The organism is Streptosporangium lutulentum, from assembly GCF_030811455.1.
GTDB classification, from domain to species: Bacteria; Actinomycetota; Actinomycetes; order Streptosporangiales; family Streptosporangiaceae; genus Streptosporangium; species Streptosporangium lutulentum.
Window position 1 is genome coordinate 2,944,512 of the sequence record NZ_JAUSQU010000001.1, and the last position, 23,902, is coordinate 2,968,413.

Annotated in this window: 25 protein-coding genes and 2 pseudogenes; 9 read left to right on the forward strand and 18 right to left on the reverse strand. The window is 67.8% G+C overall.

Annotated features, from left to right (window positions below):
* Positions 1-20 precede the first annotated feature (20 nt).
* From J2853_RS13095 to J2853_RS13105, 3 genes are all read right to left on the reverse strand, one after another.
* On the reverse strand, positions 21-1,118 hold the full coding sequence (locus J2853_RS13095) for an alpha/beta hydrolase (protein ID WP_307557709.1): 1,098 nt from the start codon (positions 1,116-1,118) through the stop codon (positions 21-23).
* A gap of 6 nt (positions 1,119-1,124) precedes the next feature.
* A protein-coding gene (locus J2853_RS13100; RefSeq protein WP_307568558.1) for an IS3 family transposase occupies positions 1,125-2,335 on the reverse strand; the annotation gives its coding sequence in 2 pieces (ribosomal slippage) (positions 1,125-2,026 and positions 2,026-2,335; 1,212 coding nt in all).
* Positions 2,336-2,404: 69 nt separating this feature from the next.
* Positions 2,405-2,857 (reverse strand): hypothetical protein, encoded by a 453-nt coding sequence (locus tag J2853_RS13105; protein ID WP_307557710.1) that lies wholly within the window; start codon positions 2,855-2,857, stop codon positions 2,405-2,407.
* A 346-nt stretch (positions 2,858-3,203) separates the two neighbouring features.
* Between J2853_RS13105 and J2853_RS13110 the strand changes: the two genes are divergently transcribed.
* Positions 3,204-3,461 carry a hypothetical protein gene (locus tag J2853_RS13110; protein WP_307557711.1) on the forward strand — a complete coding sequence of 86 codons (258 nt, stop codon included), beginning with the start codon at positions 3,204-3,206 and terminating at the stop codon, positions 3,459-3,461.
* Positions 3,462-3,480: 19 nt separating this feature from the next.
* Here the strand turns inward: J2853_RS13110 and J2853_RS13115 are convergent, their stop codons facing one another.
* Both J2853_RS13115 and J2853_RS13120 read right to left on the reverse strand, forming a co-directional pair.
* Positions 3,481-4,092 carry a TetR/AcrR family transcriptional regulator gene (locus J2853_RS13115; RefSeq protein ID WP_307557713.1) on the reverse strand — a complete coding sequence of 204 codons (612 nt, stop codon included), beginning with the start codon at positions 4,090-4,092 and terminating at the stop codon, positions 3,481-3,483.
* Between the two features lie 47 nt (positions 4,093-4,139).
* The gene (locus J2853_RS13120; protein ID WP_307557714.1) at positions 4,140-4,292 is read right to left on the reverse strand and encodes a hypothetical protein; all 153 of its coding nucleotides are present in this window, start codon (positions 4,290-4,292) and stop codon (positions 4,140-4,142) included.
* 75 nt (positions 4,293-4,367) lie between these two features.
* Between J2853_RS13120 and J2853_RS13125 the strand changes: the two genes are divergently transcribed.
* The gene (locus J2853_RS13125; RefSeq protein WP_307557715.1) at positions 4,368-4,763 is read left to right on the forward strand and encodes a response regulator transcription factor; all 396 of its coding nucleotides are present in this window, start codon (positions 4,368-4,370) and stop codon (positions 4,761-4,763) included.
* On the opposite strand, the gene J2853_RS13130 is transcribed toward J2853_RS13125, so the two are convergent.
* Positions 4,748-5,410: a stage II sporulation protein M gene (locus J2853_RS13130; RefSeq protein WP_307557717.1), complete on the reverse strand. Its 663-nt coding sequence runs from the start codon at positions 5,408-5,410 to the stop codon at positions 4,748-4,750. The genes J2853_RS13125 and J2853_RS13130 overlap by 16 nt on opposite strands.
* 111 nt (positions 5,411-5,521) lie before the next feature.
* Here J2853_RS13130 and J2853_RS13135 point away from each other — a divergent pair, with 111 nt between their 5' ends.
* Positions 5,522-5,767, forward strand: coding sequence for a hypothetical protein (locus J2853_RS13135; protein ID WP_307557718.1), 246 nt, complete (start codon positions 5,522-5,524; stop codon positions 5,765-5,767).
* 202 nt (positions 5,768-5,969) lie between these two features.
* Here J2853_RS13135 and J2853_RS13140 read toward each other — a convergent pair whose 3' ends face one another.
* Positions 5,970-6,197: a helix-turn-helix domain-containing protein gene (locus tag J2853_RS13140; protein ID WP_307557720.1), complete on the reverse strand. Its 228-nt coding sequence runs from the start codon at positions 6,195-6,197 to the stop codon at positions 5,970-5,972.
* 89 nt (positions 6,198-6,286) lie between these two features.
* Between J2853_RS13140 and J2853_RS13145 the strand changes: the two genes are divergently transcribed.
* Entirely contained in the window at positions 6,287-6,700 is a 414-nt protein-coding gene (locus J2853_RS13145; RefSeq protein WP_307557722.1) for an SgcJ/EcaC family oxidoreductase, read from the forward strand.
* Between the two features lie 365 nt (positions 6,701-7,065).
* On the forward strand, positions 7,066-8,091 hold the full coding sequence (locus J2853_RS13150; RefSeq protein WP_307557724.1) for a sigma-70 family RNA polymerase sigma factor: 1,026 nt from the start codon (positions 7,066-7,068) through the stop codon (positions 8,089-8,091).
* A gap of 405 nt (positions 8,092-8,496) precedes the next feature.
* Here the strand turns inward: J2853_RS13150 and J2853_RS13155 are convergent, their stop codons facing one another.
* The 4 genes and pseudogenes from J2853_RS13155 to J2853_RS13165 all read right to left on the reverse strand — a co-directional run bounded on the left by J2853_RS13155 (position 8,497) and on the right by J2853_RS13165 (position 11,512).
* A complete protein-coding gene (locus J2853_RS13155) occupies positions 8,497-9,366 on the reverse strand; it encodes an SDR family oxidoreductase (protein WP_307557726.1) in 870 nt (289 codons plus the stop codon).
* Positions 9,367-9,648: 282 nt separating this feature from the next.
* A pseudogene (locus tag J2853_RS47855) lies at positions 9,649-9,957 on the reverse strand (hypothetical protein); the annotation flags it as partial.
* 147 nt (positions 9,958-10,104) lie between these two features.
* On the reverse strand, positions 10,105-10,428 hold the full coding sequence (locus tag J2853_RS13160) for an SDR family oxidoreductase (protein WP_307557727.1): 324 nt from the start codon (positions 10,426-10,428) through the stop codon (positions 10,105-10,107).
* A gap of 346 nt (positions 10,429-10,774) precedes the next feature.
* On the reverse strand, positions 10,775-11,512 hold the full coding sequence (locus J2853_RS13165) for a MerR family transcriptional regulator (protein ID WP_307557729.1): 738 nt from the start codon (positions 11,510-11,512) through the stop codon (positions 10,775-10,777).
* 651 nt (positions 11,513-12,163) lie between these two features.
* Between J2853_RS13165 and J2853_RS13170 the strand changes: the two genes are divergently transcribed.
* The 3 genes from J2853_RS13170 to J2853_RS13180 all read left to right on the forward strand — a co-directional run bounded on the left by J2853_RS13170 (position 12,164) and on the right by J2853_RS13180 (position 16,739).
* Positions 12,164-12,778 (forward strand): alpha/beta fold hydrolase, encoded by a 615-nt coding sequence (locus J2853_RS13170; protein WP_307568666.1) that lies wholly within the window; start codon positions 12,164-12,166, stop codon positions 12,776-12,778.
* A 64-nt stretch (positions 12,779-12,842) separates the two neighbouring features.
* The gene (locus J2853_RS13175) at positions 12,843-15,587 is read left to right on the forward strand and encodes an ATP-binding protein (RefSeq protein ID WP_307557731.1); all 2,745 of its coding nucleotides are present in this window, start codon (positions 12,843-12,845) and stop codon (positions 15,585-15,587) included.
* A gap of 501 nt (positions 15,588-16,088) precedes the next feature.
* A complete protein-coding gene (locus J2853_RS13180) occupies positions 16,089-16,739 on the forward strand; it encodes an NAD(P)H-binding protein (protein ID WP_307557734.1) in 651 nt (216 codons plus the stop codon).
* 354 nt (positions 16,740-17,093) lie between these two features.
* Here the strand turns inward: J2853_RS13180 and J2853_RS13185 are convergent, their stop codons facing one another.
* From J2853_RS13185 to J2853_RS13195, 3 genes are read right to left on the reverse strand one after another with little or no spacing between them, the layout of a single operon-like run.
* Positions 17,094-17,852 carry a GOLPH3/VPS74 family protein gene (locus J2853_RS13185; protein ID WP_307557736.1) on the reverse strand — a complete coding sequence of 253 codons (759 nt, stop codon included), beginning with the start codon at positions 17,850-17,852 and terminating at the stop codon, positions 17,094-17,096.
* A gap of 43 nt (positions 17,853-17,895) precedes the next feature.
* The gene (locus tag J2853_RS13190) at positions 17,896-18,417 is read right to left on the reverse strand and encodes a hypothetical protein (RefSeq protein ID WP_307557738.1); all 522 of its coding nucleotides are present in this window, start codon (positions 18,415-18,417) and stop codon (positions 17,896-17,898) included.
* A 49-nt stretch (positions 18,418-18,466) separates the two neighbouring features.
* A complete protein-coding gene (locus J2853_RS13195; protein WP_307557739.1) occupies positions 18,467-19,351 on the reverse strand; it encodes an IS3 family transposase in 885 nt (294 codons plus the stop codon).
* Positions 19,352-19,448: 97 nt separating this feature from the next.
* On the opposite strand from J2853_RS13195, the gene J2853_RS13200 reads away from it, so the two are divergent.
* Entirely contained in the window at positions 19,449-20,573 is a 1,125-nt protein-coding gene (locus tag J2853_RS13200) for an IS30 family transposase (protein ID WP_307557742.1), read from the forward strand.
* 42 nt (positions 20,574-20,615) lie between these two features.
* Here the strand turns inward: J2853_RS13200 and J2853_RS47860 are convergent.
* From J2853_RS47860 to J2853_RS13215, 4 genes and pseudogenes are all read right to left on the reverse strand, one after another.
* Positions 20,616-20,846 (reverse strand): annotated as a pseudogene (locus J2853_RS47860) (transposase); the annotation flags it as partial.
* Between the two features lie 171 nt (positions 20,847-21,017).
* Positions 21,018-21,767: a helix-turn-helix domain-containing protein gene (locus J2853_RS13205; protein ID WP_307557744.1), complete on the reverse strand. Its 750-nt coding sequence runs from the start codon at positions 21,765-21,767 to the stop codon at positions 21,018-21,020.
* A gap of 318 nt (positions 21,768-22,085) precedes the next feature.
* Complete coding sequence (locus tag J2853_RS13210) at positions 22,086-22,478, reverse strand: ester cyclase (RefSeq protein WP_307557746.1); 393 nt, start codon at positions 22,476-22,478, stop codon at positions 22,086-22,088.
* 245 nt (positions 22,479-22,723) lie between these two features.
* A complete protein-coding gene (locus J2853_RS13215; protein ID WP_307557748.1) occupies positions 22,724-23,524 on the reverse strand; it encodes an SDR family oxidoreductase in 801 nt (266 codons plus the stop codon).
* Between the last annotated feature and the right edge of the window lie 378 nt (positions 23,525-23,902).

The window sequence follows — 23,902 nt, forward strand, 5'->3', positions numbered from 1 at the left end:
AAAACTGCTTCTTGAGTGAACTACCAGGCATTGGGCTCACAGTTCGTGTCCCTCGGGAGCCGGCCGTCGACCAGCCAGGCCGTGCCGATGTTGAGAGCGCACGCGTTGCCGCCGTAGACGTAGACGCCGTGCCGGTTGTCATCGACGGTGACCAGGCGGGACCGCTTGGCGAACTCCCTGCGGTAGATCTGTCCACCTTGCAGCGGCGTGGCGGCGTCCCGCCGGTTCTGCATGATGAGGATGTTGGCCGGTCCCCTGTCGTTGATCTTCACCTGGGGCTCGGACGGCCCGAGCGACCAGAAGGCGCAGGCGTTGATGTTGCCCGACGCCGCGCCGAAGACCGGGTACCTCTCGCGGTCCTCGGCGACGCTGCGCTGGTATGCCTCGACGCTGCCGGCCCACTCGCTGTCGTTGCACGTCACGGCCAGGAACGCCGAGAAGGCGTTGGAACTGGGGATGGGCTGGGCGTCCGGTGCCGGCAGGCCGCCGCGGGTCGTCATCAGCCGCTTGACCGCCGCCACGTCAGACGCCTTCAGCGACTGCCACAACTGAGCCAGGAGAGGGTAGGTCGTGTCGTTGTACAGGCCCAGGAACGTAAAGTTGCGGAAGGCGCGCCCGTCCAGACCGGGAATCGGCTCCCGGTCCAGTTGCTTGCCGATGGCGAAGTACGTGTTGCGCACCTCCTTCGGCGTGCGCCCCAGCCCGTACGCGCTGTGTCGCTCCGCCGCCCACCTGGTGAAGTCCGGGAACGCCTGCTCCGCGCCCAGCCCGAACCGGCGCAGGGCGGCACGGGTCAGCGCGGTGTCACCGAGATTGCTGTCGATGATCACGCGGTCGGTCGTCGCGGGAAACATCGAGGCGTATGCGGCGCCCAGCGCCGACCCGTACGAGAGCCCGAAGAAGCTCGCCTTCTCCTCGCCCAGCGCCGCCCGGATCCGGTCCAGATCCCGCGCCGTGTTGGCCGTCGAGATGTGGGCCATCCGGCCGTCGGTGTCGTTGGCCGCGCACTGCTCGGCGACCGACCGGGCGACCTGAGCGTCCGCCGCGACCGTGGCGGCATCCTTGGCCCACGGCGGAACGTTGCCGGGATAGGGGCCTTGGCCCCAAAATGTGGACACCAGCTGTCATGCGGCGAGCAGGACCCTATCGGACCGCTGCTCGTAGGTGATCGGGCTGAGGTAGTTCAGGCTGGAGTGCCTCCTTCGGGTGTTGTAGCGAGTGATCCACTTGAAGACCTCCAGGCGAGCCTGGCGGGCCGAGGACCAGCGTTTGGCGCCCTGCAGCGTCTCGCGTTTGAGAGTGGCGTTGAACGCCTCGGCGGCAGCGTTGTCCGCGCTTGTCCCGACGGCGCCCATCGACTGGCGAACACCGAACTCCTTGCACACGGCGGCGAAGTCGGCGGAGGTGTATTGCGCCCCGTGATCGGAGTGAAAGACCGCCCCGGCCAGGTCACCACCCCGCGTGGCGGCGGCTGCCCGCAGCGCGTCGGTCACCAGCTCGGTGCGCATGTGATCGGCGATCGACCAACCAGCCAGGCGACGTGAATGCAGGTCCAGCACCGTCGCGAGATACAAGAACTGTCCCTCACCGACGGGCAGATAGGTGATGTCGCCCACGTACCGCTGGTTCGGCGCGGCCGCGGTGAAGTCCCGCTTGATCAGGTCGGGCATCTTCTGATGGGAGGGCTCGGGCACCGTGGTGCGGACCCTCTTACGCAGATGCAGCCCGACGATGCCGAAGACCCGCATGATCCGCGCCACCCGCTTGTGATTGACCCGCCGGCCCGCATCGCGCAGCTCGGCAGTCACCCGCGGGCTGCCGTAGGTGCCATCGAAGTCGGCGTGGATCTGCCTGATCTCCGCCGCGAGCGCAGCGTCGGCCGCCGTCCGCACCGCCCTCGCCGGTGTGGCGGCCACCCACCGATAGAACCCCGACCGGGAGACCTCCAGCACTCGGCACAGTCGCTTCACCCCGAAGGCGTCACGGTGATCGGCAACGAACTGGAAGCGACTCACCAGTTCGTCTCCCCGGCGAAATACTTGGCCGCCCGCCGCAAAATCTCGCGCTCCAGCTCCAGTTCCCGGATCCGGGCCCGCAACTGCTTGTTCTCCTCTTCCAGCACGTTGCCGGAGGTTACCAATCCCGTCGGCGGCCTCTTCACCGAGCCCGTCTTCGGAGCAGTGCCGGCAGACCGCGCCTGGTGCACCCACAGGCGCAACGTCTCACGGTTGACGCCCAGGTCCTTGGCCACCGACGCGTACGTCCGCGACGGGTCCGACAGATACAACGCGACGGCGTCTGTCTTGAACTCAACTGAGTAGGCCTTCATGGCCACGAGGAACTCCTTGGTCTCCAGATCTCTATGATCTGGCACTCAAGATGTCCACACCTCGGGGTGAAGGCCCTAGCCCTGCTCGCCGGTGAACTTGCAGTCCACCGGCGCCGAGTTGCCGACCCCGCGGGTGTCCATGCCGATCAGGTCGTAGGCGTCCAGGACGCCGGCCGGGATGCCGCGATTGACCAGCTGGGCCGGCATGTCCAGCCCGGCCAGGCCGGGGCCGCCGGGGTTGAGCAGCAGCACACCGCGCCGCTGCTGCGGGTTCACGCTGGCGATCCGGGAGATCTTCAGGTCGATCGTCACGCCGGCGGGTTTCCGGTAGTCCAGCGGCACCGGCACGGTCGTGCATTGGATAGAGGGAGATGCCGCCGCGACCTGCGCCGGGCAGGCGCCCCAGGCGGGCACACCCGCGCCGAGGCTCTGACCGGCGGTCGCGACCGGCACCGCCGCCACGGCGCCGGCGAAACCGATCGTCACCGTCAGGGCCAGTCTCAGACCCACGCCACGCCTTCGCTCCATGCCCACTCCCAGGGTTGTGGTCTTGACGCTGTTGTCCCGGCGCGGATCAGTGAAGACTGTGTTCCGGCAACACAGTCAAACCGGGGGCGAATCGTGACGTTGGCGCTCGCGTGTGGGATCTGCCCCACCGATCGTCATGATGGCGAGCGTGAGCACCGGAAGAGAGCCTGAACAACGGTGACCTCGCCACCGTCGGCGGCATGGAGGACGGCAGCTTTCCCGGATGAGATGCGTCCGGTCATGATGTCGAGGAGGTGAGCTACAGGCCGGGACCCGTCGCAGGTACACCGGTCACCGCCCACGGCGTCGGCGGCAGCCGGCGGACTTCCGCGCGGTCGGCGTCGACATGCTCCGCGCTGCCCCGAAGGCTGCGGACCTGGCGGGCTGGCAGAACATCGCTGAGCAACTCGCGCCTATCCTCGCACGGCACCTCGTCGACTATCCCTGGCTGAGCGATCCGGCCGGGCACCTGCCCAAGCGCGAGCACGTCACCCAGCAGACCTTCGTCGACGCCGTGGTCGCGCTATACAACACCGCACAGATCGACGTGCTCGGCCGGGCCGGCGTCCTCGCCCAGCAGCAACTGCGCCTCGCGCGCGGCTGAGGACGACGGCACGGGCCGGTCAGGAGACTCCTGGCCAGAAAAGCATCGCCTGGTCGACGATCTCGTCGAGCTCGGCGCGGCCGAGGCCGTTGGCGGCGTGTACGGGGATACCGAACGCCAGCGCCATGACGTAACGGGCCAGCCGCCTCGGGTCCGCGTCGCCCGGCAGGTCGCCCTCCTCGACGGCACGACCGAACCGCTGCTCGAGCCGCCCGACGGCATCGTTGCGAAACTGGACGAGCGCGTCGTGCACCGGACGGTTCTCGTCACACGCCGGCAGCGCGGCCTGGATGGTCAGGCACCCCGCGAAGCCCTCGGGAAGGGTCGACGTGCGGACCGATCCGCGCAGCAGCGCCTCGGCCGCCGCCCGCGCGGTCGGTTGCGCCAAGGCATCCTCGAAGTAACCGGCCGGGCCGTCCGTGTACCGCTGCAGAACCTTACGGAACAATTGTTCCTTGTTGCCGAAGGCCGCGTACATGCTGGTCTTGGTAATTCCCATGGCGGCGGTCAGACCGGTGAGACTGGAGCCCTCGTACCCCTGCTCCCAGAACACCCGCATGGCGCGCTCGAGCGCCTCCTCGATGTCGAAACCCCGGGGCCGGCCCATCACTGTGCTTCGGGAACCACTCATCACACGAGTTTACCAATCGGTACAGAACTATTCAGTACCGACCAGTCCTATATGTGACTCCGGTCGGCGAATGCCGTCAGCAGCCTGACGAACCAGGCGGGATCGGCCAGATGGGGGTAGTGCGTAGTCGCGGGAGCGATTTCCACGACCGCGCCGGGGATACGCTCGCTCAGCCAGGCCGGGTCCAGTTGCCCGTACATCTGGGCGAAGGCCGCCGTGAGAAGTCCTCGTAGCCTGGGCCTCGCACAGCCCTCGGAGCCGAACTCGCCGAGCGGATGGAGCGCTACTTCTCCCGGCAGCGCACCGCGCCCGCCGGCTCGCCCTTCCCGCAGCTCTCCGCGCGCGAGCACGAGGTGCTCGATCTGGTCGCCACCGGACTCACGAACGCGCAGATCGCCGCCCGTCTCGTGCTGAGCGACAAGACCGTGCGGAACAACGTCTCCGCCATCCTCGTCAAGCTCGGCGTGAACTCCCGCGCCGCGGCGATCGCCCGTGCCAGGGAACCGACGAGTCCTGAGGCGGCCGGTGCTCGAGGATGCGCCTTCCCGCCAGGGCTTTTCGTCGGGATGAGTTCCTCTGAGGGAACCACCGACAACTCCTCTGAGGACCACCGGCGTGCCCGGGCGGCCTGTGAGCACCCGGTCTGCCGGTGGGATCACAGCAGCAGTTGACTGAGCGGGTACACGAAGTACCGCAGTGAGTACGCCTCCCACACCGCGCCGACGATGAGCAGCGCGAGTGCCGGCAGCGCCAGCAGGCCGATCCGCTGCAGGCCTCGGACATAGCCCTGGCGTCGGTTCTTCGCGCCGACGGTGCGGGGGAACAGCCAGTGCCTGCCCAGGAGGTACGCACCGAGCAGAAGAAGCACGTACGCCTGGAACTCGATGACGAGGGTCAGCGAGTGAGGAATGAGCGCCACCCATCCCTGGGGGGATGCCGGAACGAGCGTGATGCCGGTCTCGACCGACCAGTAGCCGAAGAACGCGAGCCCCGCGAAGGGCACGATGAGTGACGGAAGCACGATGGTCAGCGCGCTGAGCCGGAAGAGGTTGACTCCGAGGATCGTGAGCGCGAACAGCGGCGGGGTGTTCACCAGCCAGCGCACCAGCTCGCCGGTGCCGTCCTCCTCCAGGGACGCAGACCGTGCCGCGCTGAGGTCGGGGAAGACGAGTCCGATCACGAACCCGATGATGGCGAGGCCGTAGGCGGCCGCGTTGACGACGAGATAGGCGCGCATGTTCTCGCGGATCACCCGGAAGGGTCGTCGCCAGAACGGTACGTGTGCGGGGTTCTCGATAGGGGCCGACTGGGATGTCATGCCCCCATCGCATCCCACCGTCCGCCACGCGTGCAGTGGCGGGGTGTCACCGGACGATGTGACACCACGTCACTACCCCGGGCAGGCGACGGACGCGATCGTGGAGGGACTATGAAGACCCTCGACCTGGTGCTCACCGCGGTCATCCTCCTGTCCGCGACCGTCTTCCTCGCCTACATCGGGCTGTACTACTTCGACTTCGGCCTCTTCACGACGCTTCCTGAGAGCATCACGGGGTTCTTCACCCACAATGGGGCCCTACAACATGTAGCGCTCGGCCTCCTCGTCGCGGCGCTGATCGCGAAGCCCTTCGTCGGCCGCGCGATCAAGCGACGGGAAGCCGGGAAGCGGATCTGACCATCGACGACCACGCGCAGGACGATGCCCCGACCGATACACGGATACGTCGGGTGGTGATGGTCACCGCCGTCGCCGCGATCGCGCCGCTGAGCCGGGGTTGAGGAACAGCAGTACAGCCATTGTCGGTGAGATTGATCTTGGCGGGTGCGAGTGCCACCACGAGTGACATAACCAGACCAGAGGGGCGCATGCGAGCTGGTCAGGACGTACGGGGCTGGCTCTCGATCGCTTGCTGGCGTGCAGCGCGCAGTTCTTGGAGGTCGGGGATGTGGTTGTAGAGGGTGCCGACGCCGACGCCGAGCAGTTTGGCGATCGAGGTGATGGAGTGCTCGGGGTTGGGCAGCAGATCGCGGGCCGCGCGGAGCAGCACGCCCGGCGGAACGGCGCCCGCCAGGCCGCCTTCGAAGACGTAGAGACGGATTCTCATCCGCCGCGATGAGTTTCGACCCCACCGCCGGTATGTACTCACGAGCTCGCCGGGGTACTCCGGGCGAACCGATCACAAGGGAGAATCCAATGTCGAACAGTCGTGCGGCAGACGAGGCCGCCATCCAGGCCGTACTGGTTGACTCCTACAAGGCGTGGGAGGCTGGCGACGCCGACGGCATGGTCGCCAACTACACCGCGGACGCGACCGCCATCATGACCGGCTCGTTCCGCGACAGCCGTGACGTGGTCCGTCAGAACATGGCCCTGGCCTTCGAAGGGCCGCTCAAGGGCAGCTCGACCTACAACAAGCGGCTCAGCATCCGCTTCGTCGGCAGGGACGGCGCGATCGTCATCAGCGAATCCGCCATCCTGTTCCCCGGCGAGACCGAGGTCCCAGACGACGTGCGTAAGGTGAACGCGACGTGGGTCTTCGAGAAGCGGGACGGCCAGTGGCTGATTGCCGCCTATCACAACAGCCCGGTGCTGGCGCCTGCGCAGTGAGCCCTTCCCTGTAACCAGCAGTGACATGTGCAGGGCCATGACGAATATCGGACCGAAAGCCCTGCATCGCTCTGAGCTGTAAGAACTTCACTCCCCGAGGGCCAGATGCCCTCGCATGGGCGCCTCGGACCTTGCACCACAGCAACCCGGACGACCCAGGAGACGCATCCGAACGAAAAGGCACGCCAAGGACCTTGTTCCCGCCCCCTTGGCGTGACTTTTCGTACCGACGCCCCTCCCTACGAGCGGCGTTCAGGAACCACACTGTTTATCCAACATCTGGGATGTATACCATGGCCAGGCCGTTGATGACCGCGCGGGGTGATCTATCCGCCCATAGCGGATGCTCACTGCAGTCGCCAGATATGGTGGCTGCGGCGGCAGTGGAGATGGAGCGTGGCGTGATGACGGGGAAGGAAGGCTTCGATCGTCGGATCGAGCCGTTCCGGACGGAGCTGACGGCGTACTGCTACCGGATGCTCGGCTCGGCTCACGAGGCCGAGGACTTGGTCCAGGACACGTACCTGAGGGCGTGGCGGGCGCGGGAGCAGTACGACGATACCCGCAGCTCACTGCGCACCTGGCTCTACCGGATCGCAACCAACGTCTGCCTGACCGCCCTGGAGGTCCATGGTCGCCGACCGCTGCCGTCAGGGCTGGTGGCCGCGTCGGATCCGCTTGGGCCGCTCGTCCAGGGAGAGCACGCCGCCTGGCTCCAACCCTTGCCGGACTCGCTGCTGGAGGCGGGCGATCCGGCTGGGGCCGTGATCGACCGCAGCAGCCTGCGCTTGGCGTTCGCCGCCGCCCTGCAGCACCTGTCGGCGCGTCAGCGCGGTGCGCTGATCCTGCGTGACGTGCTCAGCTTCTCCGCGTCCGAAACGGCGGAAATCCTCGGCACCACCGTCGTGTCGGTGAACAGTTCCCTGCAGCGGGCCCGTACCCGCGTCAAGGAGGTCGGGGTCCGGCAGGAACGGGTCAGCGAACCGTCCGCGGCCGAGCAGCGCGCCTGGGTCGAACGCTACATGAAGGCATTCGAACTGGCCGACGTCGAGGGCCTCAAGCGGCTGCTCACCGAGGACGTGATCATGGAGATGCCGCCGATGCTCAACTGGTTCTCCGGCCGCAGCAACTACGGCCTGTTCATGGAATGGGTCTTCGGGGCGGCTGGGAAGGACTGGCTCCTCAAGGAGGTCGCGGCCAACGGCGGCCAGCCCGGATTCGCCGCCTACCAGCACGTCGGCGACGGATACGACCTGCACACGCTCCAGATCTTCACCGTCACCGACGAGGGCATCACCCGGAACTCGGTCTTCCAGGACCTCAACATCTACGCGACTTTCGGCCTGGCGGCCAAGCTCGACGACCAGGGACGTGCCATCGCTGAGGCCTAGCGCGGCGACCGTTCGCTTTCGAGTGTCATGCCGTTGGGGCTGGTCGGCCCCAGCCGTGTCCGCGTTCGCTCCAGATGCGGGCGCGTTCGTGGCGTTGGGCGCCCATACGTCGCGTTGAGCGTCGTCGGGCCGACCTGAGCGGGAGCCGGCCCGCACCGGCCCGGGAGCGACCGGAGCACAGCCGAGCCGGATTCTCCGCCATTCGTGGTCGACGTGGTCGCGACGTGACCGATCACCCGGCGCGACCACGTCGCCAGACCTCCCGGGGAAGGAGCCGAAGCGGTTCCGGTGGCGGAGCTTTCGAACACTCACTGCGTTGGTAGGCCGTCGGTCGCGGTGGTGGCGATCCGGGTCAGGGGACGGCGGGCTAACGGAAGGACCGGGCGAAGAAGCCCGCTCGGCGGTTCAGGGTGATCGGGTGGACGAGGACCGGGAGAAGGCTCGATAACGCCACAGATAGCGGGGCACCTGCCAGAGGGCGACGGGCCGTGGCCACTCGCCGGCGCGGAGCCACGCCTCGGAGCCACCGTCGACGACGATGACGCTGCCACACAGGAACGCGGCCGCGGGCGAGAGCATCATCATCACCCAGTCGGCGAGGTGTCCGGGGTCACCCACTCCACCGACCGGGATGGGGAATGCGCGGAACGCTCTGGCCGCGGCCGGGTTCGCGAGCTCCTCGTTGAGCAAGGGGGTCCGCACCGGTCCTGGGGCGAGCACGTTGAGCCGAATCCCGGCACCGGCCCACGCTGGAGTCACGGCCGCCCGGCGTGCCCAGTCGGTCACCGCGATCTTCGACGCCGCGTAGGCGATGTTCGGGGCGACCGGCCCGAACAGTCGCAGCGTCCGCACCGCTCGATCGATCTCACCGGCGCGCAGGGCGCGGATCACCCGCCGGGGCACTCCAGGGGTGACGCTCGCCGAATTGCTGCCGAACACCACGGCCCGGGCATCGCCGCTCGCCGAAAGCGCCGGCCGCAGGGCGGTCAGCAGCTCGACCGTGCCCAGCTGGTTGATCTGCGCGATCTTCCGTGGGCGGTCGGGACCGGGTGAGGGGCCGATCCCGGCGGCGAGGACCGCGCCGTCGAGTACTCCGCCGGACCGCTCGAGCACTCCGGCGGCCGCTGCCGAGCGGCCTTCCGGTGTCCCGAGGTCGGCGAGGATGTCGGCGTCGTGCAGATCCACCTCGATCACGGAGTGTCCGGCGGCACGGAGTCGCCCGGTCACCGCGGCGCCGATCCCCGATGCCGATCCCGTCACTGCGTAACTGCTCACTCGAATCCCCGTCCCTGCTGAACTTGTCGATGCGCCGTGTCGAGGCGTTGGGTGATTCTCGGCGGCGGATCCGGAATCAGGCTGGATGTCATCCTTGGACAATCGTCGCGAGACCGACCCGATGTTGACGATGGTTGCGGTGACGGTGCGCGCGACCGCTTCGGCGGCTCCGGCTCCCCAGTTACCTTGCTCGAGCTCCTTGGCACGGGTTGTCTCCTCCGTAAGTGATCTGGTTGCGCGCCCGAGCAACCAGCTCAATCCGCCCGGTTGTCCTCCGGACACCGGCAAGCTCGCTCCATTGACAAAGCCCGCACCCTCGCCCGCGAGCCAGGCCACAGCCGAGCCGACGTCTTGAGGGTGGCCGACCCTTCCGAGTGGGGATCTCCGCGAGCATTGCAGCCAGCGCGCTCTTCGTCGCTGCCGACGCTGTGCGCCTGAGCTCTGCCTCGCCCAGGTCGGAGGAGATGTATCCGGGTGCGACGGCGTTGGTGCGGATGCCTTTCGAGCCGAACGCGTGCGCAAGCAGGCGGGGCCGGCCCGACGATGGCATGCTTGGCCAAGACGTAGCCCCGCATCCGCCGAATGCGGCAAGGCCCAGGGTCGACGCGACCTCGATCATCCCCGGCAAGACTGCACGAGCCATACGGACCTGACCGACGACGTTGACCTACCAGGAGATGGCGAGGTCCCTGTCGGAGAGTTCCAGGAACGGCCCGATGCCGGTTCCTGCTTTGTTGATCAGAACGTCCACGGTTTCGAGTTCGTCGCGAACTCGCTCGAGGACCTTCGCGGCAGCCTCGCGTCTGTGACATCGAGGCCGAGCGCAAGAGACCGCCGACCACCCTCACGGACGAGCTGGGCGGACTCTTCGAGTTCCGCAAGGCCATCACCGAGCCCCTCGACCTCGAGGTCGGTGCGCGCCACGCCAACGTCGGTGACCACGACGTCCGCGCCGGCATCGGCGAGGGCCCAGTGCGATCCGCGCCTGATCCCTCGGGGGCGTCCAGCCCGCGCCACCAAGGTGATATGTCCTTTGAGGGCGACTTCGGAGTTCAGTGACATCGTGTGCGTCCATTCTTGCTAAGGGGTGCCGAGGCCATGGCTGAGAACGCGCAAGGAAGGAGCGCAGTGCGGTGTTGACCTCGACCGGGTGCTGTTCGCAGTCCCGACGGTGATGTATCCGATCTGCGACATGGTGTTCTTGGCCTTATGTCACACTGTGTTCCCACCACGCGGTCAAGCCGAGAGTTCCAAGACCAGGCATTGATTCTGTACCGGGCGGCTGGCGACGGGAGCGCCGCATCCGGGACGTGTTCGCTCCCTCTTCCTTGGGTTCGTCGTGAGCGCTGGGCGACGCACGGTGCGGACCGCTGCAGGAGTAGCCCAAGTCAGTTGTCGTCTAGGTCGTTCACCTCGTGTGGGCGCGCAACGGCTCGTCTGCGGCAACACCGGCGCGGTGAAGCACCTCGCGTTGGGCGGGGTTGTATAGCTCGATCAGCGCTTCGGTGAGCGTTTGCCGGGTGACATGCTCGCTGTTGCACAGGTGTCTGGCCGGATCGCTGAGCCAGGGGCGGTCGGCGGAGCGCCAGTTCACCTGTTCGCTTGCGATTTGCTCCGCGATGCGCTGTCGCGTGGCGTCGTCCGCGTCGGGCGCCAGCGCGTTGAACTCCTCGCTGACGGCGCCGGGCTCCGCGGCCACCATGATCAGCAGTTCCGATATCGCATCCTGGTCGTAGAGGCGTGTGCAGATGTGAAGGAGCGAGCGGTCGGCCTCGGAGAGTCGCGACGCGATGGGCTCGAACCCCTGGGGCGTGTCGACGGGCGCGCTGTCACGCAGGATCGCCGCGATGTCGGATCGGGCTCGCCGGAGGCGTTCGATGTCCGCCCGCAACTCCGCATCGAGGCCTCGCAGCGCATCCGTTGGGTCGGCGCCGTCCCCGCAGACCGCAGCGACCTGCGAGAGCGGTACGCCCAGCTCGGCAAGCCGCCGTACTCGCAGCAGGCAGACCAGATGGCGTACCTGGTATCGCTTGTACCCGTTGTATCTGCGCTGGGGCTCATCGAGCAGTCCGAGCGCATGGTAGTGCCGCACAGTGTTCACCGTCGTGCCCGCCAGGTCCGCAAGCTCACGCGTGCTCCACGTCACGGTCTCTCCTCTCCTCCTCGGGCGCGGAAGCCGAAGGGCGTGCCGTGCCAGAGCGCTCGCTGTTCGCGATGAGGAAGCACGAGATACTCCTTCGAGGTCTCTCGATCGTGTAGGGACGGTCGGCCTCCGGACGCGCCTGCGTCCGGTCTTTGCCGTGTTGTTACGCTCGCACCTGTGGCGGCACGTTCGCGTCGGTGGAAGGCCCTTATGTCTCCGCCAGTCGTCACCATGCCGCGAGGCGAACGGTTGCTGGCCGCGCGAACCCGACCAGCGATCGGACAATTGCTCAACACGCATGCGGATCGCTGTTCTGCGCGCACCCGCTCAGTGCTCTCTGGAGCAGCGGGTCGGATCTCTCGTGATTAACCCCGGAGGCCCTGGCGCTTCCGGCACGCTGATCGCGGCCGCCCTCAGCCCCAACCTGGCCGGCTCACCCCTGCTGGAGCGATTTGATCTGGTCGGGTGCGATCCGCGCGGAGTCGGCGCTTCGATGCCGGCTGTTCGATGCTTTTCTGATGCGGAGCGTGACGCCAGCGAGGCGAAGACTACTCTGTTGGGCACGTCGGGGCATGGACGACGGAGGACACCGCGACCCTCGTCGAGAAGTGCGCGGAGGGGGCCGGCGGTGAGAAGGTCCTGGCGGCCGTGGGGATGCGGGATGTTGCCCGTGACATGGATGTGCTGCGCGCCCCTCTTGGTGACGAGAAGCTGACCTTTCTCGGCGTGAGCTACGGCACGCGGCTGGGAGGCGTTTGTGCGGAGCAGTTCCCTGAGAACGTCCGAGCGATGGTGTTCGACGGAGCACTCGACCCACGCGCGGACGCGACCGAGCAGCGCCTGGCCATCTACGTGGGATTCCAACGCTCTTTCAAGCAGATGGCTGCCTTCTGCGACCGCGGGTCTGACGGGGTGTGGTCGACGCTTCTCGACGCCAACTTCGCGATCAACTGCATGGACGAGGAGCGTCGCTCGCCAGAGGAAGAGGCCGAGCTGCGTGCGAGGATCGCGGAGCTGAGCCCGTGGCCGGTCGGAGCAGAAGCCACCAGGCCCGCGTTCTCCCTCACGAGACGCCCTCCGCGGGGTGAGCCTCACGACGAGATACCGCCCGACCCGGGTCTGCAGAAAGGGAAGACTCATGTCCGACACCCCCGGCGCCGGTTGGGACCGCCTCGGCACGCGACATCCGGCGAGCACGGAGGGCCGGGTCCGGCCGGAGCGCTTCGGGTCGGGACGACAGTGGGTCCTGTAAGGGATAATTGCGTATGACGACTATCTACTCCGGGACGGACGGGGGCGTCCGGACTGACGGGAGCGGAAACTGACGGATCTCTTGGGCCGGCGCTCTGAGCGCGAAGCGGTCGAGAAAATCCTCTCCCTGGCACGGGCCAGGCGCAGCGGGACCCTCGTGGTGCGCGGGGAAGCCGGTATCGGGAAGACTGCGCTGCTCGAGCACGCCCGTGACACTGCGGGCCTATCGGGGTTTCGAGTGGAGTCCTCGATCGGAGTGGAGTCGGAGACGGAGTTCGCGTTCGCGGGCTTGCACCAGCTGTGTGCGCCCCTGCTCGACCGCTTGGATGCGCTGCCCGACCCGCAGCAGACCGCCCTCGGCGTGGCGTTCGGGAGACAAGGCGGTGCCGCACCGGACCGGTTCCTGGTCGGGCTGGCTACCCTCAACCTCCTCGCCGAGGTCGCCGAGGAGGGCCCGTTGCTGTGCCTCGTCGACGATGCGCACTGGCTGGACCAGGCGTCCGCGCAGGTTCTGGCGTTCGTGGCACGGCGGGTGGGGGCCGAGCGGTTGGCGCTGGTATTCGCGGTGCGCGACTCCAGCGAGAGTGACGCTCACTCGTTCGTCGGGCTGCCCGAGATGCGCCTCGACGGACTCGGCGAGACCGATGCGCGGGCGCTGCTGACCACCGCAGTCCGGACACCGCTGGATGACGACGTGCGCGACCGCATCGTCGCCGAAGCGCGCGGCAATCCTCTGGCGCTGCTGGAACTGTCCCTCAGCGTGCGGCCGGCACAGCTGGCCGGCGGGTTCGAGTTACCCGACGTGCCGGACGTCCCGCGCCGAGTCGAGGACAGCTTCCAGCGCCGCTCGGGCACCCTGCCGGACGAGACGCAGCTGCTGCTCCTGGTCGCCGCGGCCGAGCCGACCGGCGACGTGGCGTTGCTGTGGCGCGCAGCCGCAGAACTGGGGATCACCCGCGAGGCAGCCGCACCCGCGGAGACCGCCGGGTTGCTGGAGATCGACACCCGGGTGCGGTTTCGCCATCCGCTGGCGCGATCGGCTGTGTACCAGGCGGCCGCACCGCCGAACCGTCGCCGCGCGCACGGCGCGCTGGCCGCCGGTACGGACCCGCAGATCGACCCCGACCGGCGGGCCTGGCACCGTGCGCGAGCGGTGCTGGGCACCGACGAGGAGGCCGCCGCGGAGCTGGAGCGTTCGGCGGCCCGCGCGCGCGCCCGCGGGGGATTCGCCGCGTCGGCCGCGTTCCTGCAGCAGGCGGCTGAGCTGACGCCCGATCCCGTCCCCCGTGCGAGGCGGGCACTCGAAGCCGCGCACGCCAAGCATGAGGCCGGTGCGTCCGAAGCCGCGCGAGAACTGCTGACGGTCGCAGAGGCCGGGCCGCTGGACGCTCTCCAGCGTGCTCGCCCCCAGTTGCTGCGCGCCCAGATCGCGTTCCACCTGACGCGCGGCAGCGAGGTGCCGGGGATGCTGCTGGATGCCGCCAAGACGCTCGCGCCGCTGGACGCCGCGCTGTCCCGGGAGACCTACCTGCACGCGCTCGACGCAGCGATCATCCTCGGCGGCCTCGGCCACGGCCGCGGCGTGCTGGAGGTAGCCGAAGCCGCCCAGGCGGCACCCGCACCGGCCGGGTGGCCAGGGCCCGCAGATCTGTTGCTCGACGGGCTGGTGACGACGTTCACGCACGGGTACGAGGCCGGCGTGCCCGGGCTGCGCCGGGCGCTGGAGGCGTTCCGCGGCCGGGGGCCACACGCCGAGGCTGTGGACAGCAGCGACAGCCGCCGCTGGCTGTGGCTCGCCAGCCGCACCGCGGTGGCACTTTTCGACGACGAGCTCGTCTACGTGCTTGCCAGCCGCAACGTCCGGCTCGCTCGAGAGGCGGGTGCGCTGGCCACGCTCCCCGCCGCACTCATCCTCCTGTCCGCCACGCTGGTGTTCACCGGCGAGCTCGCCCACGCCACCGAGCTGGCCGCCGAGGAGACCGCGATCACGCGAGCAACCGGGGCCGTGCCACTGCGCCACGCCCGGCTCATACTGGCTGCGTGGCGCGGCCGCCGAGCCGAGACCACCGAGCTCTACACCGCCAGTGTTCAGGAGGCGAGCGCGCGTGGGGCGGGCACCGAGGCCTCCCTGGCCCAGTATGCACTGGCAGTGCTCCACAACGGTCTGGGCAACTACCCAGCAGCACAAGACGCTGCGGCGCGGGCGTGCGATTCCGACGAGCTTCCGCACAGCAACCTGGCCCTCCCTGAGCTCATCGAGGCGGCCTCCCGCGCCGGTCAGCCCGACCGCGCGGCAGCCGCGCTGGAGCTGCTCAGCTCGCGAGCCCGCGCCAGCGGCACCCAGTGGGCGCTCGGGCTGGCGGCGCGCTCTCGAGCGCTGACCAGCACGGGGCCTGCCACTGAGGACCACTATCGCGAGGCGATCGAGCGGCTCCGCGAGTGCCGGATGGTCAGCCACCTCGCCCGTACCCACCTCGTCTACGGCGAGTGGTTACGCCGCGAAGGCCGCCGCCAGGCAGCCCGCGAACAACTCCGCACCGCCCACGAGCTTCTGTCGGACATGGGCGCGGAGGCGTTCGCGGCGCGCGGCGAACGCGAGCTGCGTGCCACCGGCGAGCACCCGCGCAAACGGACCGCCCAGCCGGCCGACGCGCTCACCGCCCACGAGCTGCACATCGCACGGTTGGTGGCCACCGGGGCGACCTCCCGGGAGGTCGGCGCACAGCTGTTCCTGAGCCCGCGCACGATCGAAGCCCATCTGCGCAACATCTTCCGCAAGCTGGGCATTACCTCCCGCCGTCAGCTCAAGGAATTGAACCTTCCCTGACCGGTGCGCGTGCCCGCCCCACCGCTGGTCGGGTCCGCACCGAGACTGACGTGCGCGCACCTACCTCGCGGCACGATGGTGAGAGCGACGACGACCTAAGGGGCTTCTACCGACGCGAAGGCAGCGCCACAGGTGCGAGCATGACGACACGGCAGCGACCGGACCAGACAGGTGAACGTTCGACGGAGCGTGCGCCGAGCCACTACAGGGAATGTCCATGACTACAGCTGCGCCCGGCGAACCCACCACAGGCAAGGACTCGAGCACCCGCACGAGCTCCATGGAGCCCCGCCCACAGAAGCCGAGAAAGGCCCACGACACGATCAGCATCGGTTTCGTGGCAACGATCCCGTCCGGAACAGCCGGTACACACCCGCGGCTGCTGCTGCAGAACGTCCTCCGCGGTACCTGCGCGACCCCGCAGGAAGGCTGAGACGCCCCGACCACCGCCGCGCGTCCTCATCTCAGCCGATCAGAACGGCGCCAAAGACGGGAGTACTCATGAAGGTATTCATCATCGGAGTCAGCGGTGCCGTTGGAGGGCTTCTTGCGCGGAATCTGACCGGTCGAGGCGACGATGTCTCCGGCCTGGTACGTCACGACGAGCAGAGAGCCAATCTCTCGGCGCGGGGCGTCGATGCACGCGTCGGTGAGCTCGCGGATATGACCGCCGACTCCCTGGCGTCCATGCTTAACGGAATCGACGCCGTCGTGTACACCGCCGGATCGAACGGGGGTGCCAAGGAGGTCACATCCGCCATCGACGGCGAGGGCGTGGTGAAAGCTCTTGAAGCGACGCGGCGCGCCGGCGTGAATCGCTTCGTGTTGGTGTCCGTGCTCCCCGAGGCCGGGCGTGGCCAGGACCTCGACGGCGACGCGGAGTTCTATTTCGCGGTGAAGAAGCTTATCGACGTTACCGTCAGCGAGAGTGACCTCGACTGGCTGATCCTCCGGCCATCCATGCTCGTCGATCGCACCGGAATCGGAGCGATCGCCCTCGGTCCGGCGCAGCCGCACGACGAGATCTCACGCGAAGATGTCGCCGCCACCCTGGCAGAACTGCTCCACGAACCCCGGATCCGCCGGCAGATCCTCGAACTCAATCAGGGCCCGACGCCGATCGCCAAGGCCATCCAGGCGAACGTTCACTGAAGCCCGGGAACTCCACACCGCGCCAGGCGCGTGACTGAGGTGACCTGGCCGCCGATCGAGAGCGACAGCCACCCGCTACGACTGGGAGCGGGTTCAACGTGACCGAGTTACCGGTGGCCGAGCCTTCGATGAACGGGGCGATCTGCTCGGCGAGGACCCGCCGCATGGTGTCTCGGCATCCCCGGAAGGTCACGGAGCTCCTCGTCGAGTGCGGCGTTGGGGCGTGCCTCGAGGGTCCGGCGTACGGCATCGACCGACTCGTCCGAGAACAGTTGGCGTGGCTCGCTGTGGTGCGCGGCTCCACGCTGCATCAGACGCCGGCATCGGACGCGAGCGTGGAGCGCATGTCCACTTCTAGCCGCGCGGCAGCACGGCCGCAGCGATGATGACATTGTTGACGATGGTCGCGGTGACGGTGCGCGCCACAGCCGCCGCGGCAGCGCCGGCGCCCCAGTTGCCCTTCTTGAGTTCCTCGGCGCGGGTGATCACGGGAGAGGTCCAGGGGATCTCCGGATCGAACTGCGGCAGCGTCCCGCTGCCGTAGACGAGGGCCGCGAGGGCGGCGGCACGGGGCGATGCATCCGCGCCGTCGACGAGCACCGCCCGAATGTCGGCGAGCAGGCCGTCGCGACGGCCGCTGCCGCCGTCCTCGAGCACGCTCGTATCGAAAAGGCCCAGCACTTTGCGCGTGCTGCGGCGGATGTCGCCGCGTTCGACGAGTCTGTCCAGAAGCGGTCCGCGCAAGGTCGGGCCGATGGCGGCGAGCACCGTCTGGACGCCGCGGGGCTTGTCGGCGACGTACTCCCACGCGGAGCGGAGGATGTGATCCTCTGGCGGGTTCTCCGCCACGGCCTCGACCGTGGTGGTGCCGACCTTTCCGGTTCCGGTGCGGACGTGTTCGCCGAGACCGAGGTCCGCGAGCACCGCGCCTGCGAGGACGTAGAAGAGTGTGTTCTCCCCGGCGATCGTTCCCGTGCCCTGCCGCAGACCGGAGTTCGGCTGGAACAGCAGAAGCAGGAGATCTTCCGCAAGCGTGGGGACGCCGGGCGTTGCCGCTTCACCGGGGGTTTCCGAGCCCGCACTGCTCAGGGGCTCCTCCGGTTGCTGAATCATCGTTCTTTCCTTTCTCGTTCTCGGTGGACTGCGGTGTGCGCGTTCAGGCCAGGATGACGCTGTTGACCGCGATCCACATCAGCGTCGTGGTCACGGTCGTCCACAGCACGATCGCCACCGCCTGCCACAGCAGGACCCACCCTCGCGGCGTGCCGGACGCGATGAGCATGGCGGAGGTGAATTGGGTCGGGATTGCCAGGGGCCCGAGGATGCTCGCGCCGGGCACGCCGAATCGGACCAGGTACCTCCGGAAGCGCTGACGTCCCTTCGACTCGGGCTTGGGCTCCGCGGGCGTCTCGATCTGGCGCGCGCGACGAGCCACCGCGGTGGTGCGGACCCGCGAGCTGAGCAGCACGACCGCGAGAACGCAGAGGAAGTTCCCTGAAGCCGCGGCGATGCCGGCGACGATGGGATGGATCCCACCCAGGACGCCGATCGGCGACGCTCCTTCACCCTCGATGAACGGGATCGCTCCGGCAACCATGACGATGAGGGGCTGGACGACGTCGGGAACCTGAGCCACGAGATCTTGGAAGTTACGGACAAGGGGCTCGATGGGATTCACGGGGGTGAGGGGCCACGGTGATTCCGGACAGCCGTCTTATGGGCATAGCCTATGCGGCTGGTTGGGCTGAAAGGGACTCGTTGAGTACCTCCAGGGGCGGCCGGTAGCCGAGCGCCGAGTGCAGACGCCGGCGGTTATAGAACCCTTCGATGTAGCGGATGACCTGCCGTCTTGCCTTGACCCGGGTGGTGAAGACGAAGCGGTGCAGCCATTCGTTCTTGAGCGCGCCGAAGAACGACTCGGCCATCGCGTTGTCGTAGCAGACCCCGGTGCGGCCGACCGAGCGGCGGATCTGCAGACCGGTCAGGAAGCGGCCGAACTCCTCAGAGGTGTAATTCGAGCCGCGGTCGGAGTGGAAGACCGCATCGGGTTCGATCAGGCCGGTGCCGACCGCCATCCGGACCGCGTCCTTGATCAGCTCGGTGCGGTAGTGGTCGGCCATGGCCCAGCCGAGGACCGCCTTGCTGTGGCAGTCGATCACGGTGGCCAGGTAGAGGAAGCCTTCCCAGGTGGGGATGTAGGTGATGTCGCCGACCAGCTTGGTGCCCGGCTGGGTGGCGGTGAAGTCGCGGCCGACCAGGTCGGGGATGCCGCGAAAGTCGCCTGCTGCGGTGGTGACCGGCCGGAAAGCGCGTGCTTGAGCCGGAACGAGGCCTTGCTCGCGCATCAGGGCGCGGACCAGCTCGGCCGAGCAGTGCTCGCCGCGGCGCAGCAGGGCGGCGTGGACGCGCCGGTAGCCGTAGGTCTCGTGTGAGTCGGCGAAGATCTCGGCGACCAAAGCGGCCAGCAGGGTCCGGCGTTGCGCGGTGGCCGAGGTCGGCCGCTCACGCCACTCGTAGAAGCCCGAGCGGGACACGCCCAGCCAGGTACACATCCTGGCGATCGCATGGTGAGCCTTCTCCGCGTCGATGAGCTCGTACTTGGCGAGCGTCATCGACTCTCGGCCGCGAAGAAGGCGGCCTTAGATTCAGACGATCAACGCAACGCTGCTAGTGGATGGGTGGATCGTGGCTCGGATGGGTCGGCCGGGAATGTCGGATGCGATGAAAGAAGACTTGTGGCGGCGGTGGCGCGCCGGTGACTCCATCAGCGTGATCTCCCGGGCACTGGGCAAGCCCCCGGGGTCGGTTTTCACGGTGCTGAAGCACCATGGCGGCATCGCGCCGGCCGAGCGGGTGCGCCGGGCCGACCGTTTGAGCGCCGAGGACCGGGAATCGATCTCTCGCGGCATCGAGGCTGGAGCCTCACTACGTTCGATCGCCATGTCGATCGGCCGCCCGGCATCCACGGTGAGCCGTGAGGTCGCCCGCAACGGCGGCCGAGTGAAGTACCGTGCGGTCGCCGCCGAGCAACGCGCTCAAGAGCAGGCACGTCGCCCAAAACCGTCCGCCCTGCAGGACAACCCGGTGCTGCGCCAGCTGGTGATCGAACTGCTCGACAACGAGTGGTCCCCGGAGCAGATCGTGGGACATCTGCGGCTGATGCACGCCGGCAACCCGCTCATGCGGATCAGCCACGAAAGCATCTACCGCGCGATCTACACGACTCGCTGGAAAGTGATCCCGCGTGAGCTGTGCACCAAGCTGCGCACGCGCCGTCCCATCCGCAAAAACAAGAAGAACACGGTCAAGGGCCAGTGGCGTTCCCAGATCACCGGGGCACGGCCGATCGAGGAACGGCCTGACGCAGCCAACGCCCGAACCGAGCTCGGCCACCTCGAAGGCGATCTCATCGTCGGAGCCAAGAACAGCCAGGTCGCGACGCTGGTCGACCGCAAGTCCCGCTACCTGACCATGGTCGCGCTACCCAGCCGTCACACCACGACGGTCATCCCTGCCCTGCAGCAGGCGTTCTCACTGATGGATGCTCGCCTGCTCAGCACTCTGACCTGGGACCGCGGTATGGAACTCGCCAGCCACCAGCTACTGACCGAAGCGACCGGCGTCGACGTCTTCTTCGCGGCACCGCGCAGCCCATGGCAGCGGGGCACAAACGAGAACACGAACAAACTGATCCGGCAATATCTACCAAAAGGCATCGATCTGAGCCTGTACAGCCAAGCTGACCTCGACGCCCTGGCCGCCCGACTGAACAACCGCCCCCGCAAGTGCCTCGGCTACCGAACCCCGGCCCAATGTGTTGCCTTGACTCTTTGAATCTAAGGCCGCTTTTTTCAGGAAGATCAACTTCTCACGCAGCTCGGCGTTCTCCCGCTCCAGCTCCCGGATTCGCGCCCGCTGCGGCCCGGAGATCGGCTGCTGCTCGTCCTGCGCGCTCGTGATCCGGTGCCGGTTCACCCAGCTGCCCAGGGTGCTGGCGTTGATGTCGAACTCGCGCGCTACCGCCGCGACCGTGCGATCGCCCTCCAGCACCATGCGAATGGCTTCGTCCTTGAACTCAGGTGAGAACTGCCTGCGGCGCCTTGTCACGTACCTACCTCTTCCAGACTTCTGTCAGCTTATGTAGCCGACTGTCCGGAATCCGCTGGGCACCTCAGGGGCTCCTCAGGCTGCGTGTCGCGGATATCGCGATCTGTTTCGACTCAGCCCCAGTAGAGACCGTGTTCTTGGAACGTGGTCAAACCCCGTGGGAGGCGACGGTCAGTCGTCGCCATTCGCCTCGCGCGCGATGCGCAGTTGCTCGTGCGCGAGGATGCTGGCGCGGTGAAGTACATCGAGCTGGGCGGTGTTGTACAGCTCAATCACCGCGTCGATGAACGTCTGCTGCGTGACATGCTCAGTCTTCGACAGATGCGCCACCGGATCGCTCAGCCAGGGGTAGTCGATGAGGTTCTGTGCGAGGATCGGCGCGAGCCTCTCGGCGAGGCGCTGCCGGGTCTCCTCGTCCGCGTCGGGCGGCAGGGCGTCGATGTCGTCGCCGATGGAATCGGTGTCGGCCTCCACCATGTGCCGCAGGTCCGTCATCGCATCCTCGTCGTAGAGCTGCGTGTAGATGTGGATGATCGAGCTGTCGGCCTCGGACAGGCGTGCCGCGACGGACTCGAACCCCGCCGGCACGTCGGCCGGCGCGCTGTCGCGCAGGATGGCCGCGATGTCGGACCGGGCTCTCTGCAGGCGCTCGATGCGTGCCGCGAGTTCGGTGTCGAGCTGTCGCAGTGCGTCCGGGGTGCTGTCCCCGCCCGTGCCGACTTCTCCGATCTGCGAGAGCGGCATGCCGAGCTCGACGAGCCGTCGGAGGCGCAGAAGGCGCACGAGATCCTGCACCCCGTACTCTTTGTATCCGTTGTACCTGCGCTCGGGCTCGTCGAGCAGGCCGAGCCGGTGGTAGTGCCGAATGGTGTTTACCGTGGTGCCGGCGAGTTCCGCGAGTTCGCGTGTACTCCAGGCCACGTCGTCTCCTTCCCGTGCTCACAGAGTGCATGGTCATCTCGCCCGCCCGGCATATCAGGGCCAGCAGACACGTCCGAGCATGGTGCCGTCGGGAGCCGAACTGGCGGCGGGCACGCTCGCGTCCGACGTCCCGAGCCTCATCAACGGCCCGGGACGTCGAACGCGATCAGGACCTTGGCCCGAGTCGCGGCCATGATCGCGTGCAATTGCATCTCTGGGCCGTGGCTGGCGCCACCCTTCGGGAACCCGCGGGCCCGCCCGACCATGCGTGGCGCGCGAACCGTTCCCGGAGATGCTGACGAGGGCCGACCCTGGACGTCAGGAGCCCAGCTGACGCTGCACCGCCTGGGCGTCGATCAGACAGTTCATCTCATAGAAGCGCCCATCGCGGACCTTGTGGAAGGCGTACTCGGCATACTCGATCGTGGCCCCGGTGGGGGTCACGCCGAACCATTCCTTCGCGGGCGTGCCCTTGTTGAACAGACGGGCCGCCACGCGATCACCGTCGATGGCGACGTCCTTGACCCGCCAAGTGAAGTCGGGTACCGCATTGCCGTGCCCCTCCAGCTCCGCGATCACGTCGTCCCGCGTGACCCGCCGGCCGTTCTTGATGACCTCGTCGTGAATGAACTCGGTCATGCGGTGAAACTCATGAGCATTGAGCGCATCGATGTAGCGCTGGAAAAGTTCGCGCAGTTCAGTGTCGGACATGATTGCCCTCTCTGCCGCCCCGGATCGGGGTTGTGTACTCGGATGGTGATGACGTGCGACGCCCTCCCACGATCTCGCCGTGGCGGCCGTCGCCGAAGGTAAGAATCCGACCGCAGGTACTTCTAATCCAATCGGTACACAAGTCGACGGGGTGCGCGCCTGTCAGCTCTCGTAACGCCCCCACGAGCGTGATGAGGAGCGGGACGAGCAACGCGGTTGCGGTGTTGGCACCGGAGGGACGCTTTCTACAAGCGGTAGCCGCCGGTGGCGTCGATGACCTGTCCCGTGACCCACCGGGCGTCATGGGAGGCGAGGAGGGCGACGACATCGGCGACGTCGTCGGGTTCGCCGATGCGGCCGAGGGCGTTCTGTGCGGCGATGTCGGCGATGAGGTGGGGGTTGCCGCGCAACCAGGAGGCGTTCATGTCGGTGTCGGTGGTGGCGGGGACGACGGCGTTGACAGTGATGCCGCGGGGGCCGAGGTGCTGGGCGAGGGGGAGGGTGAGGGCCTCGATGGCGCCCTTTGTCATGGTGTAGCCGATGAGGTCGGGGAAGGCGACGCGGGTGGCGCCGGAGGAGATGTTCACGATGCGCCCGCCGTCGGCCAGGCGAGGCATGGCAGCCTGGATGATCAGGAACGGCGCGGTGGTGTTGATCTGCTGCTGGCGGACGAAGTCCTCGGCATCGAACTCCTCGATGGCGCCGTGCAGGGCGACCCCGGCGTTGTTCACCAGCACCCGCACGGGAGCGTCGCGCAGCGAGCCCGCAGCCGCATCGTAGGCGGCCCAGAACGCGGTGCCGGTGTCGGGTGCGGCCAGGTCGGCGGCGAAGGAGAACGCCGCGCCGCCGGCCGCGATGATCTTTCCGACGACGCCGGCTGCGGCGGCCGAGTCCTGGCGGTAGTGAACGGCGACGGTGTATCCGTCGGCGGCGAGACGGCTGGCGATGGCCGCGCCGATGCCACGGCTGGCGCCGGTGACCACTGCGATGCGGTCGGACTCATGGGCGTTGAGCGCCTCGATGTTGCGCAGTTCGGTGTCAGACATGACGGCCTTTCTGTCGCCCCGGATCGGGGCTGTATTCGGGTGTTGATGGCTCGCGACGCCCTTCCAGCTCTCGTCGCAGCGGCCATCGTTGGACGACGCCTGCTACGGCGGCGTCTTTGACGAGCGGCAGCAGGACGGCCACAAGGAGAAAGGACGCCCCGTAAGCGGCGCCTCCCGCCAGGATCTCCGACCACCCTGGCGCCTTCAGCCGGACGCCCCTGTCGCGGTTTCGCCAGGGGTGTTGACGGTCATGTCCTCTCCTTTGTTCCCCCGTGGGTTGTCTGAAAGGAGAAACCATGTTGTCGGGACACGGTCAACACATCGCTCGTACGGCCGGTTCGGAGCGAGCACGTCACCGGTCCGCCTGGCGAGTGTCTG

What these genes read in the sequence shown, in the direction of transcription:
- J2853_RS13120 (WP_307557714.1), bottom strand. Translation starts at nt 4,292, where the DNA reads ATGTACGGGCAACTGGACCCGGCCTGGCTGAGCGAGCGTATCCCCGGC.
- J2853_RS13130 (WP_307557717.1), bottom strand. Translation starts at nt 5,410, where the DNA reads ATGACATCCCAGTCGGCCCCTATCGAGAACCCCGCACACGTACCGTTC.
- J2853_RS13150 (WP_307557724.1), top strand. Translation starts at nt 7,066, where the DNA reads ATGGTGGCTGCGGCGGCAGTGGAGATGGAGCGTGGCGTGATGACGGGG.
- J2853_RS13125 (WP_307557715.1), top strand. Translation starts at nt 4,368, where the DNA reads ATGGAGCGCTACTTCTCCCGGCAGCGCACCGCGCCCGCCGGCTCGCCC.
- J2853_RS13135 (WP_307557718.1), top strand. Translation starts at nt 5,522, where the DNA reads ATGAAGACCCTCGACCTGGTGCTCACCGCGGTCATCCTCCTGTCCGCG.
- J2853_RS13185 (WP_307557736.1), bottom strand. Translation starts at nt 17,852, where the DNA reads ATGATTCAGCAACCGGAGGAGCCCCTGAGCAGTGCGGGCTCGGAAACC.
- J2853_RS13170 (WP_307568666.1), top strand. Translation starts at nt 12,164, where the DNA reads ATGCGGGATGTTGCCCGTGACATGGATGTGCTGCGCGCCCCTCTTGGT.
- J2853_RS13110 (WP_307557711.1), top strand. Translation starts at nt 3,204, where the DNA reads ATGCTCCGCGCTGCCCCGAAGGCTGCGGACCTGGCGGGCTGGCAGAAC.
- J2853_RS13160 (WP_307557727.1), bottom strand. Translation starts at nt 10,428, where the DNA reads ATGTCACTGAACTCCGAAGTCGCCCTCAAAGGACATATCACCTTGGTG.
- J2853_RS13115 (WP_307557713.1), bottom strand. Translation starts at nt 4,092, where the DNA reads ATGAGTGGTTCCCGAAGCACAGTGATGGGCCGGCCCCGGGGTTTCGAC.
- J2853_RS13140 (WP_307557720.1), bottom strand. Translation starts at nt 6,197, where the DNA reads ATGAGAATCCGTCTCTACGTCTTCGAAGGCGGCCTGGCGGGCGCCGTT.
- J2853_RS13195 (WP_307557739.1), bottom strand. Translation starts at nt 19,351, where the DNA reads ATGACGCTCGCCAAGTACGAGCTCATCGACGCGGAGAAGGCTCACCAT.
- J2853_RS13105 (WP_307557710.1), bottom strand. Translation starts at nt 2,857, where the DNA reads ATGGAGCGAAGGCGTGGCGTGGGTCTGAGACTGGCCCTGACGGTGACG.
- J2853_RS13215 (WP_307557748.1), bottom strand. Translation starts at nt 23,524, where the DNA reads ATGTCTGACACCGAACTGCGCAACATCGAGGCGCTCAACGCCCATGAG.
- J2853_RS13145 (WP_307557722.1), top strand. Translation starts at nt 6,287, where the DNA reads ATGTCGAACAGTCGTGCGGCAGACGAGGCCGCCATCCAGGCCGTACTG.
- J2853_RS13180 (WP_307557734.1), top strand. Translation starts at nt 16,089, where the DNA reads ATGAAGGTATTCATCATCGGAGTCAGCGGTGCCGTTGGAGGGCTTCTT.
- J2853_RS13200 (WP_307557742.1), top strand. Translation starts at nt 19,449, where the DNA reads ATGTCGGATGCGATGAAAGAAGACTTGTGGCGGCGGTGGCGCGCCGGT.
- J2853_RS13210 (WP_307557746.1), bottom strand. Translation starts at nt 22,478, where the DNA reads ATGTCCGACACTGAACTGCGCGAACTTTTCCAGCGCTACATCGATGCG.